The organism is Mesonia sediminis, assembly GCF_042684705.1.
Taxonomy (GTDB): domain Bacteria; phylum Bacteroidota; class Bacteroidia; order Flavobacteriales; family Flavobacteriaceae; genus Mesonia; species Mesonia sediminis.
This window is the reverse complement of sequence record NZ_JBHULZ010000040.1, coordinates 88,298-101,241: the sequence shown is the minus strand read 5'-3', so window position 1 is coordinate 101,241 and position 12,944 is coordinate 88,298. Positions and strand designations below refer to the sequence as shown.

General features: G+C 35.3%; 15 protein-coding genes. 6 read left to right on the top strand and 9 right to left on the bottom strand.

Going from position 1 to position 12,944, the window contains the following annotated elements; genetic code table 11:
- Positions 1-21: 21 nt before the first annotated feature.
- Positions 22-867: an aminotransferase class IV gene (locus ACFSQ0_RS07830; protein ID WP_379046578.1), complete on the top strand. Its 846-nt coding sequence runs from the start codon at positions 22-24 to the stop codon at positions 865-867.
- Here ACFSQ0_RS07830 and ACFSQ0_RS07825 read toward each other — a convergent pair.
- The 5 genes from ACFSQ0_RS07825 to ACFSQ0_RS07805 form a co-directional block, all read right to left on the bottom strand.
- A complete protein-coding gene (locus tag ACFSQ0_RS07825; protein WP_379046575.1) occupies positions 864-1,424 on the bottom strand; it encodes a YqgE/AlgH family protein in 561 nt (186 codons plus the stop codon). The genes ACFSQ0_RS07830 and ACFSQ0_RS07825 overlap by 4 nt on opposite strands.
- Before the next feature lie 99 nt (positions 1,425-1,523).
- Positions 1,524-1,796 carry an HU family DNA-binding protein gene (locus tag ACFSQ0_RS07820; protein ID WP_147860754.1) on the bottom strand — a complete coding sequence of 91 codons (273 nt, stop codon included), beginning with the start codon at positions 1,794-1,796 and terminating at the stop codon, positions 1,524-1,526.
- A gap of 184 nt (positions 1,797-1,980) precedes the next feature.
- Positions 1,981-2,931, bottom strand: a complete 951-nt coding sequence (gene fmt, locus ACFSQ0_RS07815; RefSeq protein WP_379046571.1) for a methionyl-tRNA formyltransferase — start codon at positions 2,929-2,931, stop codon at positions 1,981-1,983.
- Positions 2,928-4,832 carry a RecQ family ATP-dependent DNA helicase gene (locus ACFSQ0_RS07810; RefSeq protein ID WP_379046568.1) on the bottom strand — a complete coding sequence of 635 codons (1,905 nt, stop codon included), beginning with the start codon at positions 4,830-4,832 and terminating at the stop codon, positions 2,928-2,930. The genes fmt and ACFSQ0_RS07810 overlap by 4 nt, the downstream gene beginning before the upstream one ends.
- A 12-nt stretch (positions 4,833-4,844) precedes the next feature.
- Positions 4,845-5,372 (bottom strand): AAA family ATPase, encoded by a 528-nt coding sequence (locus ACFSQ0_RS07805; RefSeq protein WP_379046565.1) that lies wholly within the window; start codon positions 5,370-5,372, stop codon positions 4,845-4,847.
- A gap of 87 nt (positions 5,373-5,459) precedes the next feature.
- On the opposite strand from ACFSQ0_RS07805, the gene ACFSQ0_RS07800 reads away from it, so the two are divergent.
- From ACFSQ0_RS07800 to murA, 3 genes are all read left to right on the top strand, one after another.
- On the top strand, positions 5,460-5,750 hold the full coding sequence (locus ACFSQ0_RS07800; RefSeq protein WP_379046562.1) for a DUF493 family protein: 291 nt from the start codon (positions 5,460-5,462) through the stop codon (positions 5,748-5,750).
- Between the two features lie 100 nt (positions 5,751-5,850).
- Positions 5,851-6,495 (top strand): DUF4290 domain-containing protein, encoded by a 645-nt coding sequence (locus ACFSQ0_RS07795; protein ID WP_379046559.1) that lies wholly within the window; start codon positions 5,851-5,853, stop codon positions 6,493-6,495.
- A gap of 2 nt (positions 6,496-6,497) precedes the next feature.
- Positions 6,498-7,808 (top strand): UDP-N-acetylglucosamine 1-carboxyvinyltransferase, encoded by a 1,311-nt coding sequence (murA, locus tag ACFSQ0_RS07790; protein WP_379046556.1) that lies wholly within the window; start codon positions 6,498-6,500, stop codon positions 7,806-7,808.
- 75 nt (positions 7,809-7,883) lie between these two features.
- On the opposite strand, the gene ACFSQ0_RS07785 is transcribed toward murA, so the two are convergent.
- A complete protein-coding gene (locus tag ACFSQ0_RS07785; RefSeq protein ID WP_379046553.1) occupies positions 7,884-9,338 on the bottom strand; it encodes a TonB-dependent receptor in 1,455 nt (484 codons plus the stop codon).
- 99 nt (positions 9,339-9,437) lie between these two features.
- Between ACFSQ0_RS07785 and ACFSQ0_RS07780 the strand changes: the two genes are divergently transcribed.
- Both ACFSQ0_RS07780 and ACFSQ0_RS07775 read left to right on the top strand, forming a co-directional pair.
- Positions 9,438-10,199 carry an MBL fold metallo-hydrolase gene (locus tag ACFSQ0_RS07780; RefSeq protein WP_379046551.1) on the top strand — a complete coding sequence of 254 codons (762 nt, stop codon included), beginning with the start codon at positions 9,438-9,440 and terminating at the stop codon, positions 10,197-10,199.
- A gap of 2 nt (positions 10,200-10,201) precedes the next feature.
- A complete protein-coding gene (locus tag ACFSQ0_RS07775) occupies positions 10,202-10,699 on the top strand; it encodes a hypothetical protein (protein ID WP_379046548.1) in 498 nt (165 codons plus the stop codon).
- Here ACFSQ0_RS07775 and ACFSQ0_RS07770 read toward each other — a convergent pair.
- From ACFSQ0_RS07770 to ACFSQ0_RS07760, 3 genes are read right to left on the bottom strand one after another with little or no spacing between them, the layout of a single operon-like run.
- Positions 10,696-11,355, bottom strand: a complete 660-nt coding sequence (locus ACFSQ0_RS07770) for an alpha/beta hydrolase (protein ID WP_379046546.1) — start codon at positions 11,353-11,355, stop codon at positions 10,696-10,698. The genes ACFSQ0_RS07775 and ACFSQ0_RS07770 overlap by 4 nt on opposite strands.
- The gene (locus tag ACFSQ0_RS07765) at positions 11,352-11,687 is read right to left on the bottom strand and encodes a hypothetical protein (RefSeq protein ID WP_379046543.1); all 336 of its coding nucleotides are present in this window, start codon (positions 11,685-11,687) and stop codon (positions 11,352-11,354) included. The genes ACFSQ0_RS07770 and ACFSQ0_RS07765 overlap by 4 nt, the downstream gene beginning before the upstream one ends.
- The gene (locus ACFSQ0_RS07760) at positions 11,684-12,943 is read right to left on the bottom strand and encodes a dihydroorotase (RefSeq protein WP_379046540.1); all 1,260 of its coding nucleotides are present in this window, start codon (positions 12,941-12,943) and stop codon (positions 11,684-11,686) included. Before ACFSQ0_RS07760 ends, ACFSQ0_RS07765 begins: the two co-directional genes overlap by 4 nt.
- Between the last annotated feature and the right edge of the window lies 1 nt (position 12,944).

Sequence of the window (12,944 nt, the reverse complement as noted above, 5' to 3'; positions counted from 1 at the left end):
TTAATCAATCAAGGTTTTTTTATGCTTAATTTTAACGGGGAACTCACACAATCTAAAGAAACAACTTTCTTAGTCCAAAATAGAGCTTTTCAATATGGTGATGGTGTATTTGAAACACTACGCGTACTTGGGGGAAAAATTGTTTTTTGGGAAGATCATTATTTTAGGTTAATGGCTTCAATGCGTATTCTCCGAATGGAAATTCCTATGGATTTCTCACCCGAATTCCTAGAAGAAGAAATTCTAAAAACTATTGAAGCTCAAGATAATCCGCATATTAATTTTAGAGTAAAATTGGTTGTTTGCCGTAAACCAGGAGGGTACTATTTGCCCCAAAACTTAGAAGTAGATTACTTCATAACGCTAACCGAACTAGATCACCCCTTTTATCTTGCCAATAATTTAGATTATAGGGTAGAACTTTTTAAAGATCATTATATCACCTCAGGTCTTTTATCTAGTCTAAAGTCAACTAATAAAATAATCAATATTCTAGCCAGTATTTATGCTCAAGAAAATGATTATCAAAATTGTTTATTACTGAATGAAAACAAAATGGTGGTCGAGGCTACCAATGCTAACCTTTTTTGGGTGAAGGGAAATCAAATTAAAACACCTCCTATAAGTGAAGGATGCTTGAACGGAATTATAAGAAAAAAACTTATTGAGATTATTAAAAAGCTACCAACTTATACCCTTAAAGAAGAAAAAATAAGTCCGTTTAATTTGCAAAAAGCAGACGAACTCTTTTTAACCAATAGCATACAAGGAATACAATCTATAAGTGGATATAGAAAAAAACAATTTACACACGTAGTAGCCGATGAGTTACGCGGGAAATTAAATGCATTAGCGCGTTTAAGCTAATTGTAGTTAGGGTTTTCGGGTGCGTTGGCCCAGATTAAATAGTCACCACCCAATTCCTGAAGCATTTCTTTCCAGTAGTTTTCTTGATTGTGTGCCAAAAGATCATTCTTGTTATACTGATCAACAGTAATCCAGTGGTTAGCTTTCATTTCTTCCTCTAATTGTTTGGCTGCCCAACCTGAATAACCCAAAAAGAATTTTATGTCTTGAGATTTAATAAGCTTATTGCTGATGAGTTTTTTGACTGCTTGAAAATTACCCCCCCAATAGATTCCATTGCTTATTTCAATACTATCGGGAATGAGATTGGGAATATGGTGAATAAAATAAAGATTATCTTGTTCAACAGGGCCTCCGTTGTAAACAGGAAAATCTTGCTTAAGATCTGGAATTAAATCGGTAAGTGTTAAATTTAAATTTTTGTTCAGAATAAACCCTACTGCTCCTTGCTCGGTATAATCTGCTAAAAGCACAACAGAACGATTAAACGTGACATCGCCAAATATAGTTGGTTCTGCAATTAATAATACGCCTTTATTGGGTTTTTCGTGTTTCAAATTGAATGATTTTTAATTAAAGCTATTAAAATAAATCCATAAAACAAAAAAAAGACCCTTAATTTAAGGGTCTTTTGTATAAATTATCGACTAATTATTTTAGTTAACCGATTTCTGTAAATCAGAACCAGCCTTAAACTTCACTACATTTTTAGCAGCGATTTTAATGGTTTTACCAGTTTGTGGGTTTCTTCCTTCACGAGCTGCTCTTTTACTTACAGACCAAGAACCAAAACCTACTAGAGAAACTCTATCTCCTTTTTTAAGAGCTCCCTCAATGTTTTCTAAAAAAGATTCTAAGGCTTTCTTTGCTGCTGCTTTTGAGATTCCAGCATCTTCTGCCATAGAATCAATTAAATTTGTTTTGTTCATAATTTTGTTTTTTAAAATTAATGTTGGTTAAACGATTATGTATTCTTTACAAATTTAATAGCTTTTCGCTTCTATGCAAGGCTTAGCAAGGGAAATGCATAAAATTGTTAATAACTATAGTAAATTGTTAATAAAAATACTTGAAAATATCAAATATTTGCTAAGCTTAGTAAATTTAAGGGTTTCAAGACAATTTTATTTCTTTATCTAAATTAAATCCGTTAAGGAAATCAATCGCACTCATCTTTCTTTTCCCTTGTAATTGTAAGCTAATTATTTGAAGCGATTTGGTTGGAGTGCTAACTAGAAGCTTGTTGTTCTCTTTAAATAGAATACCTGGTGGTCTATTTGAAGGTAAATCGGTTTTTTGGGTTTCAAATATCTTTAAGCGTAATTTTTCTTGATTTTCGTTGTTTAGAAAGGTATATGCCACAGGAAAAGGAGAGAGGCCACGAATAAAATTATATATTTGATCAGCCGGTTGTTCCCAATTAATTTTTGTGTTTTCGGCGTTAAATTTATAGGCTGTTTTTAAATCTTCACTTTTGGGTTGTTGTACGGGTTTTGCTCTGTCCTTAGCTATTAGTTTTAAGGTTTCCAATACGGTTTCGGCTCCCAAATGCATGAGACGATCATGTAAATCGCCTGCACTTTCATGTGGATCTATGCTGGTCTTCTTTTGCAAAAGAATTGCTCCGGTATCTATTTTTTCGTCTAAGAAAAAGGTAGTTACTCCGGTTTGTGTTTCTCCGTTTATAATGGCCCAATTTATAGGAGCTGCACCACGGTATTGAGGAAGAAGCGAGGCGTGTAAATTAAAAGTGCCGAGAGGTGGGAGTGACCAAATACGTTTGGGTAGCATTCTAAAAGCCACAACCACAATGACATCTGGTTGTAAGGCCTGTAGTTCTTGGTAAAAAACATCAGACTTGAGGTTGGTGGGCTGTAAGATAGGAATACTCGTTTCTAGCGTGTAGGTTTTAACTGCCGATTGATGAATTTTTCGCCCTCTACCCGCGGGTTTGTCTGGTGCGGTGATCACACCAACAATTTGATGTTTAGCTTTGATCATTCGGTCTAAAATGCATACGGCAAAATCGGGCGTACCCATAAATACAATTCTAAGTGACTTCATTTCTTTAAACGGATTATATCGTGACTAGATTTTTCTATTATTTTCTTTTCATGCATTAAACGCAAAGTATATAAAGCATCTGCTTCGCTAAAAGGCGCGTTTAACACAAGCTCTTTTAAGTTGGTAGGTGTTTGTTCTAAAACCTGGCAAAAGTAAGTTTTAATTTCTTTTAAATTTCCCTTTGTTTGGGCTGTTTTCTTTTGATTTAGACACCAGCTGCATTGTCCGCAGGCTTTGGATTTCTTTTCATCAAAATAGTGCAGAAGTTGGATAACTAAACAATTGTCCTGTGAAAGTACGTAGTCTTCAACTGCTTTTATTTTTAACTCCTTATTTTCTTTTTGAGCACGAATATATTTTGCAAAAGGGTTAATGCTGCGCTCGTCTTCTCGCGGTACCAAAAAGGTAAGCGTAGTATCTTGATTTTTATGACTTAAGTCGATAAGTTCTTGATTGGCCAACTCTTGTAATTGTTCAATAATCTTTGCTTTATCTAAACCGGTTTTTTCTGATAGGCGCTCTAGAGGTACTTCTTTTTTAAATTCGAAAAAACCACCTTGAATTCTAAATAAATTTTCTAGTAAAAAAGAATAACGGCGATGCCTCTCCAGAAATGTAAAAAGTTGTTTGCTATTAATTAAAAATTGAAGTGCCGTTTTTTGCGAATATTCGCCAGCAAAAGTAAGTATTCCTAAACGCTCTAGGGTATTTAATGCTAAGTAGGTTTTTTGGGTGTTTAATTGATATTTTTTGCAAAAATTAAAAAAACTAAAATTATAGGTTTCATTTAATCCTTCACCAAAGGCAATACTAAACATGGTGTTTAGCTTTTTATAAACTTGTTTTATTTCTTTTACGCTAGGTAGGGGAAGCAAAAATTGATTTTTTAGTAAAGTAAAATCACTATCGTTATAGAGAATTATAGCCCGAGCGGGCAGTCCATCTCTTCCGGCTCGACCGGCTTCTTGATAATAACTTTCTAAAGATTCGGGTAAATGAAAATGAATCACATGTCTTACATTAGCCTTATCTATCCCCATGCCAAACGCTGTAGTGGCTACAATAATTTGCAGTTTTTCTTTTTGCCAATCGGTTAAAATATTTTCTTTTTCTTGACTAGGTAAACCTCCATGAAAAGCTTGCGCTGAAATATTTTGTGTTTTTAAAAATTGAGCTAGCTCTAAAGAAGTTTTACGGTTTCTAACGTAAATAATCCCTAATTCCTTGTACTTTTTAAAATACCATTGCAAATAATAACGTTTGTCTTCATAAGGTTTAACCACAAACTGAATATTGGGACGCTCGTAACTTTGCCTAAAAATAAACGGCTTGTTAAGTGCCAGCTGTTCAACAATATCCTTTTCAACTTTTTTTGTCGCCGTGGCAGTAAGGGCAATTACAGATATACCTGGCAGATAGTTTCTAAGTTGGATTATGTTTCTAAAAGCCGGCCTAAAATCGTGCCCCCAAGAAGAAATGCAGTGCGCTTCGTCTACAGCAACAAAAGAAACCTTCATTTGTTGAATTCGTTCTAAAATAAGATTTTGCTGTAAGCGCTCTGGCGATAGGTATAAGAACTTATAATGCCCGTAAATGCAGTTGTCGAGCGTGCGGTTTATATCGTCATAGCTCATACCGCTTTTGAGTTGAAGTGCTTTAATTCCTTTTTTAGTTAAACTTTCAACTTGGTCTTGCATTAAAGCCAGAAGTGGCGAAATAACAATACAAATACCTTCTTGGTAAATACCTGGTAATTGATAGCATAAAGATTTACCTCCGCCTGTAGGTAATAGTGCTAAACTATCTTGCCCTGCAAGAACTGCATCAATCAGCTCTTTTTGTCCTGGTCTAAACGCAGAATACCCCCAGTGTTTCTTTAGTAAATCTTTGATCTTAGTCATAAAGAGATTGATTTAACAACGACTCAAAATAAAATTAACCCGGTTTGCCACATTGTCTTGGGGTACAGCAATTAAATCATAGCCTAAATTGCGATAGGTTTGCTCTAGAAAGGATTGAATTTCTTTTGCTTCTGTTCTGTTTTCATAACGCTCGTTGTCTCCAACATATATATCTTCCCAAAATGGAAACAGGAAAACCAAATCATAACGGTATTGTAAATTGGCTTCTTTGAAATAAGTAGGATAGGTGTCTTTTTTATAATCCAGGTAGGCCGTAACATCGGGAATACCACGATCTATAAAAACTGTACCTTCCTGCATTTCAGCTTTTTTAAATTGATTGATGCGTCCTTCTAAAAGTCGCTGGCTAAACAGTAGCGGATCGGTTAAAAACAATTGTTCTATTCCGTTTTTCTGTGCATCTAAAATAACCTCTCTAGAAATTTCTGGATAACATGTGTATCCTTTCTTTTCTAATGCTTTTAAAGTTGTTGATTTGCCCGTACCTGGTCCTCCAATAATCAATGCCTTTTTACCCATTTTTAATTGATTTTGTTTTTTACGTTTGGCAAGTTAAAAAAATGCGTCAATAAGCTTATATTTGTTGCAAAAAGATAAACAAATTTTATGAGTAAAGAAAATGCCGAGGCTTTTTATAAGAAGTTGAAAATCAAATTAAAAGATACTAGTAATTGGCCTTCAAAATATTTGTATAAATTTATTGTTCCTTCTAAACCGCAGAAAATTAAGCAGGTAGAAGATATTTTTGATAATATGGGGGCGGTTATTCAAACTAAAACTTCTTCTAAGGGCACCTATACTTCGGTGTCTATTAATGTAATTATGGCCAATCCTGATGCGGTAATTGAAAAGTATAAAGAAGTAGGCAACCAAGTAGAAGGGGTAATTTCTTTATAATTTTTTTTACTTTACTAAAGTATACTTATAAATATTTATTATTTTGCAAGCGGAGCCAAGTAAATTAAAGGCTCTTATCACCTTATTATAATTTTCGATTTTGACATACGATTTAGAATACAATTCAGAAAGATCTACCTTGCATATTCCCGAATATGGTAGACATATTCAAAAAATGGTTGAATATGCGGTTAGCATTAAAGATGAAGAAGAACGCAATAAAGTGGCTAAATCTATTATAGCCGTAATGGGTAATTTAAATCCGCATCTTCGTGATGTTCCCGACTTTCAGCATAAGCTTTGGGATCAATTATTTATTATTAGCGATTTTAAACTAGAAGTAGATTCGCCATATCCTAAGCCTTCGCGAGAAATGTTAGAAGAGTCTCCTGCACCCTTAGATTATCCGCAAAACCATCCAAAGTATAGGTTTTATGGGAACAATATTAAGCGTATGATTGATGCGGCCTTAAAGTTTGAAGAAGGTGCTTTGAAAGAGGCGCTTATTTTTAATATTGCTAACCATATGAAAAAGTGCTATTTAAATTGGAACAGGGACACGGTAGAAGATAAGGTGATTTTTGATCATTTGTTCGAACTCAGTAATGGCCAAATTAACTTAAATAAAAAAGAAGAAGACTTGGCAGAAGCTTCAGACTTGATTAAGGGCAATAATAAAAAGCAATACAACAAAAACAAGTCTAAAAAGAATTATCGCAACAATAAGGGTAGAAAAAGATACTAAACATGGCAACTTTTCAAATAGAAGGGGGAATTCCTTTAAAAGGAGAAATTCAACCCCAAGGTGCTAAAAACGAGGCATTGCAAATTTTATGTGCTGTTTTATTGACCAAAGAAGAAGTTAGGATAGATAATATTCCAGATATTGTAGATGTCAATAAACTAATCGACATTTTAAGTAATCTAGGAGTTAAAATCCGTAAAAACGGAAAGGGTAGCTATTCTTTTATTAGTGATGATTTACAACTTGATTATTTAGAGAGCGAATTATTTAAGAAAGAGGGGTCTAGCTTACGCGGATCGATTATGATCGTGGGACCTTTATTGGCCCGCTTTGGTAAAGGATATATTCCCAGACCTGGAGGAGATAAAATAGGAAGACGTAGATTAGACACCCACTTTGAGGGATTTATTAAACTGGGCGCTAAATTTAGGTATAACAAAGAAGAACGCTTTTATGGTGTTGAAGCACCAAATGGTTTAACCGGAACTTACATGCTTTTAGAAGAAGCTTCGGTAACGGGAACAGCAAATATTGTGATGGCTGCCGTAATGGCTAAAGGTAAAACTACCATTTATAATGCAGCTTGTGAGCCTTACATTCAACAACTTTGCTCTATGCTGGTGGCAATGGGGGCTAGAATAAAAGGGATTGGCTCTAACTTATTGGAAATAGACGGAGTTGAAGAACTACACGGTTGTACGCATAGCATTCTTCCCGATATGATTGAAATAGGATCTTGGATAGGATTAGCGGCAATGACGAAAAGCGAAATTACCATTAAAAATGTAAGCTGGAAACATCTAGGCCTAATACCTTCTACCTTTGCTAAACTTGGTATTCAAATTGAAAAAAGAGGAGACGATATGTTTATCCCAGCTCACCGCGACGGGTACGAGGTTCAAAGCTTTATTGACGGGTCTATTATGAATATTAGCGATGCACCATGGCCCGGATTTACACCCGATTTATTGAGTATTATGTTGGTGGTGGCCACCCAAGCTAGAGGTAGTGTTTTAATTCACCAGAAAATGTTTGAGAGTAGGTTATTTTTTGTGGATAAATTGATTGATATGGGGGCGAAGATAATCTTGTGTGATCCGCATCGCGCTACTATAATTGGGCATGATTTTAAATCTCAATTAAAAGCCACCGTTATGAGTAGTCCAGATATTAGAGCTGGTATTTCTTTGCTTATCGCAGCCTTGTCAGCGAAGGGTACATCGACAATTCATAATATTGAACAAATAGATCGTGGTTATGAAAATATTGATGGTAGATTAAAAGCCCTAGGAGCAAAAATCGCGCGGATATAATTTTTAGGATAATACTAAAAAAGCCGTTTATATTTTTAAACGGCTTTTTTATTTTAATATTCTTAATAATTATTTTTAAACAGCTGGCTCGTGGTCTATTTTTCGATAACCAAAAAGCTCTTGTTCTTTTATCATGTCAGCGGTATTTTTGGGTAACATTTCTTCCCATCCCGCTTGTTTGTCTGCAATCATTTGAAGCACTTTACGCGAGTAAATATCCAATACCTCTGGATCGGCATCTTTAATATCAATAACCTTCCCATTGTATTTAAAAAATTTATAAAGCTCTTTCATTCGCGGATGCACTTTTAAGTTATTAGAATCGATAACTTCACCGGTTTTATCATCCTTCCAAGGATAAAGGTAAACCTTTAAGTTTTTAAAGAATAATTTACCAAAAGCCTCAAGAATTCCACCGCTTAAATGACGATAATATTTTTCATCAAAGATATCAATAAGGTTGTTTACCCCCATAGCAAGGCCCATTCTTTCTTTTGTAAAGCGAGAGAAATACTCTACCACTTTATAATACTGCTGGAAATTAGAAATCATTACAGTTTGCCCTAGTGAGCAAAGTAATTTAGCCCGATCCATAAAGTCTTTTTCATCAATTTCGCCCTCGGCCCTTAAGTTAGATAAGGTTATTTCAAAAATGCTAATTGCATTTTCTGGGTTAACTCTGTTTTCATTCAAAAATAACTCTAGTGAGTTTTTATAAATGTCCATATTTACATTGGTCACCGGCCTAAAACTACCACGAAGCGCTAAAACATTCTTTTTGTAAAGCACTTTTGCGGGTAAGACATTTTTACCATCGGGTGAAAACATCACGGCCTCGGTCATACCATTCTTAACCAATTGCAATGACATCAATCTATTATCAACATCTTTAAAAATAGGTCCCGAAAAATTTATGGTATCAATTTCAATTTGGTCTTTGTCTATATGATCATAAAGATAGCGCAGTAATTTTTTGGGAGAATCATACTTGTAATAGGCTCCATAAATTAAATTTACACCTAAAATTCCTAAGGTGTTTTGTTGAAGTCTTGCGTCATTTTCGTGAAAACGAACGTGTAATATTATTTCATTGTATTCGCCATCGGGGGTTACTTGATAACGTAAACCTACCCAGCCGTGACCTTTATATTTTTTTGCAAAATCTATAGTGGCAACGGTGTTGGCGAAACTAAAAAAAAGCTTATTAGGATGTTTTTCTCTAACAATGCGTTCTTCAATAAGGCGCATTTCGTGCGACAACATTTTTTTTAAGCGGGCTTCGGTTACATAGCGATGATCGTCTTCAACGCCATAAATTGCATCGCTAAAATCCTTATCATAAGCACTCATAGTTTTAGCAATAGTACCCGAAGCACCTCCGGCCCTAAAAAAATTTCGAACCGTTTCTTGACCTGCACCAATCTCTGCAAAAGTACCGTAAATGTTTTTGTTTAAATTTATGCGTAAAGCTTTACTTTTAATAGAAGGAATATTTTGAAATTCCCGATCTCCCATTATTGTTATTGGCATATTTTCTGGCTACTTAATTAATCAAGTTTGTCTTTATCAAAGGTAAACAATTGCTTTTTAAACAAAAAAATATCCCTACATTTGTGTTTAAAAAATATTTTGGAAATCACTTTTCTTGGTACCGGAACTTCTCAGGGTATACCCATTATCGGTAGCAAACACCCTGTTTGTTTAAGTCAAAATCCAAAAGATAAACGTTTACGGGTAAGTTTGCTATTAGAATGGGATACCTATACTTTTGTAATTGATTGTGGTCCAGATTTTAGGCAGCAAATGCTTAATCAAAATGTGCAGCAACTCGACGGTATTTTATATACCCATGAACATAACGATCATATCATTGGTTTAGACGATGTGCGCCCTTTTTACTTTAGACAAGGTGATATAAATCTATTTGCTAGCCAAAGGGTTATAAAAGCTTTAAAAAAGCGTTTTGACTATGTTTTTGAAAGCCATAATAAATATCCAGGAGCACCCAGTGTTAATCTTAATGAAATTGTAAATGAGCCTTTTGAAGTGGGAGGCAGGCAAGTAACCCCCATTGAAGTGATGCACAATACGTTACCAATTTTTGGGTTCAGGGTAGATAATATGGCTTATATCACCGATGCCAAAACCATTGATGCTACTGAAAAATTAAAGCTGAAAAATTTAGATGTATTAATTTTAAATGCCTTGCGAAGAGAGCCACACCCTTCTCATTTAAATTTAGAAGAAGCGCTGGCGCTTATAGAAGAATTGAAACCTAAAAAAGCCTATTTAACCCATATCAGTCATTTACTTGGCTTTCATGACGAAGTTGAACGCGAATTACCTGAAAATGTACATTTGGCTTACGATAACCTTAAATTAACTCTTTGATTATGAGAAAAAGTATCTTTCTTTATCTTTTTTTGTTCACCTTATTATTTGTTATTTTTCAATATACCAATTCTAAGAAAACTTTTGAACGCCTTAATTTGAAAATCACTGAACTAAAAGACGAAAGGGATGAAGCGCTGCTTTTGCGAGATTCGATAATGCATTTGGAAACTGCACAGCAAGAACGATTTACCCTGCAAAGCAATGACAAAGCTAGAATGTACGTTGAAGATTTAGGCTTTGAAGCTACAGAACTTGCTCAATTGCTTGAACAGAAAATTGTTGGGGCTAATGCTATAGATCAAGATAACCCTTACGTTCCTTACCAAGGTTTAAACGGAGTTATGCGCATTAATAGTGTAAAAGTTTTAAACCATAAATGGGTGATAGCCGAGTTTACCGATGGCACTTATTGGGGTGAAGTACTACTCAATTATTTTATCAATGAAGATAAATCAATAGATATTGAGGTGAACAATGGCTTGCTTTACGCTAATTAATTCCAATTGGTGCGTTGCGTTAACCACTGCTTAAATTCTTGAAAATTAGGAGGACAAACACCGTGACCCACTGGAAATTCAGAATACGTATAAACAATGTTTTTTTGGGCTAGATAATCTTTGTTTTTTCTGGCCCAGCTAACCGGAATAACCTGATCAACGCTCCCGTGCGAACCGTATATTTCAACTTTATTCTCTTGCGTCGTTGCGGATTTTATAATTGGTTCGTGAATATATCCGCTTAAAGCTATAACATTTTTTACTAATCCGGGGTACGACAATGCGGTAGCATAACTTAAAATTGCTCCTTGACTAAAACCCAGAAGCGTTATTTCTTGAGGATTAACTGGGTAAGCCTCCAGTGCTTCTTTAATAAATTGGTGAACCAATTCTCGTGAAGCAACAGCTTGCTCATCATTGGTAAATTTGTTTTGATTGGCGTCAAAATTTATTTCGTACCAAGCGTGACCATAGGGAACCATGTCTAAAGGAGCTTGAACCGATAGAATAAGGTAGCGCTCGTCTAGTTCTGGTGAAAAACTAAACAAGTCTTCAGCGTTACTCCCATAACCATGCAGCATAATAATAGTAGGAGCGAGGGTGCTTAAACTTGAAGATCTCACAAGATGCTTTAAACATAAATCTTTTGTTGTCATGGTGCTATAGTTTTAAACCAGTTTTGAAAATAATTACCCACTAGAGGTATGAGTACACGTCTTCCTTGAACGGCTCCTAAAAATGCATAGAACCACAAAACGAAGAACAAAATCCAGAAAGGGAAAATGAATACTAAATTATTAAATCCGCTAATGATTATAAATACCGAAATTTGTAGAAGATGCAACCCAATGGCTTGCCGAATATGAAAACTGGCAAATTGATTTTTTTCTTCGGCGTTCATAAAAAGGGCTATTAGTCCGCCAACAAAAGTGATATAGCTGATGATAGCTGTATTTTTACCTTTATCTATATTTGCATCTGTTTTCATAATTGTTTTAGCAATAATTGATTGTTGTGAATTATACCTATAGCTTTTCCTTTTAATTTTTCGCCGTAGAAAATACTGTTATTGTTGCTACTGATTACATCCTGTTCAGAAAATGTATAATCCTCATTTGGTAAAAATAAGCTTAGGGAGGCTTTTTGCCCTTCTTGAATGCTAAATTCTTGTAGCTGAAATACTTTTCTGCTTTGAGTGAGAAGGCTAATAGTTTTTTCGAGTCCAAATAAGCGGTTTAACGCGCCAAAAGCCGATTCTAAACCGACACTACCCGGTAGGGCGTGTTCAAATTCTACGTGTTTCTCTTCGGGTTTGCGAGGTAAGTGGTCGCAGGTAACGCAATCTATAATGCCAGATTCTACTCCCGCAACCAGCGCCAACCGATCTTCTTCATCGCGTAGAGGAGGCATAACTTTTTTTGCCGTATCAAATTCGTGTAAAACGGCATCATTGTAAAACAACTGGTGTATTGCAACTCCACAAGTCACTTGAAGACCATCAGCTTTAGCTTCTTGAATTAGTTGGAGTGCATTTTTTGTAGACACAAATGGGATGTGTAATTTACCGCCAGTATAAGCCAAAATGGCTAGGTCTCTTTTTATTTGTATTTCTTCTGCAAAGGCGGGTATTCCTTTCAGCCCCAATTGCAGGCTGTTTAAGCTTTCATGTACCTGTGCTTCTCTTGCTATTTGTTTTTCTAAGGGGTAAGATTGAACAAGACCTCCAAATCCTTGTGCGTATTGAAGTGCAATTTTTAAAATATTGGGGTTTTCAATAGGTTGTTTATAGTCTGTAAAAGCAATGGCTCCGGCTTGTTGCATTTCAAATAACTCAGCCAAATCTTTACCTTTTGCCTCTTTGGTTAAAGCACCTAAAGGAAATACCTCAACTGCTTGTGAGGAGTTATATTGTTGTGCAAAGCGAATGCCAGTTTGAGTATCGGTTACCGGACTAGTATTGGGGTTTAAGCCAATTTGGGCAAATCCGCTAAGGCCCGCTGTTTTAATTCCATTTACCAAAGTTTCTCGGTCTTCAAAACCCGGTTCACCAAAAGAAACACTAGGATCAAACCAAGAAGGAGATAGGTGTAGGTCTTCAATGGCTATCAATTGTGCCTCGGGGTCCTCAATGCTATGATCAATTTTAATAATGGTTTCATTTTCTATTAAAATGTCCCGAACGCTTTGATGGTGTTTGGAGTTTGCGTCTATTATACGTACAGCCTTAAGAATTATTTTTCTCATA

Excerpts from the sequence above, each read along its gene's own strand:
- ACFSQ0_RS07830 (WP_379046578.1), top strand. The coding sequence starts at position 22 with ATGCTTAATTTTAACGGGGAACTCACACAATCTAAAGAAACAACTTTC.
- ACFSQ0_RS07820 (WP_147860754.1), bottom strand. The coding sequence starts at position 1,796 with ATGAACAAAACAAATTTAATTGATTCTATGGCAGAAGATGCTGGAATC.
- fmt (WP_379046571.1), bottom strand. The coding sequence starts at position 2,931 with ATGAAGTCACTTAGAATTGTATTTATGGGTACGCCCGATTTTGCCGTA.
- ACFSQ0_RS07810 (WP_379046568.1), bottom strand. The coding sequence starts at position 4,832 with ATGACTAAGATCAAAGATTTACTAAAGAAACACTGGGGGTATTCTGCG.
- ACFSQ0_RS07805 (WP_379046565.1), bottom strand. The coding sequence starts at position 5,372 with ATGGGTAAAAAGGCATTGATTATTGGAGGACCAGGTACGGGCAAATCA.
- ACFSQ0_RS07800 (WP_379046562.1), top strand. The coding sequence starts at position 5,460 with ATGAGTAAAGAAAATGCCGAGGCTTTTTATAAGAAGTTGAAAATCAAA.
- murA (WP_379046556.1), top strand. The coding sequence starts at position 6,498 with ATGGCAACTTTTCAAATAGAAGGGGGAATTCCTTTAAAAGGAGAAATT.
- ACFSQ0_RS07785 (WP_379046553.1), bottom strand. The coding sequence starts at position 9,338 with ATGCCAATAACAATAATGGGAGATCGGGAATTTCAAAATATTCCTTCT.
- ACFSQ0_RS07775 (WP_379046548.1), top strand. The coding sequence starts at position 10,202 with ATGAGAAAAAGTATCTTTCTTTATCTTTTTTTGTTCACCTTATTATTT.
- ACFSQ0_RS07770 (WP_379046546.1), bottom strand. The coding sequence starts at position 11,355 with ATGACAACAAAAGATTTATGTTTAAAGCATCTTGTGAGATCTTCAAGT.
- ACFSQ0_RS07765 (WP_379046543.1), bottom strand. The coding sequence starts at position 11,687 with ATGAAAACAGATGCAAATATAGATAAAGGTAAAAATACAGCTATCATC.
- ACFSQ0_RS07760 (WP_379046540.1), bottom strand. The coding sequence starts at position 12,943 with ATGAGAAAAATAATTCTTAAGGCTGTACGTATAATAGACGCAAACTCC.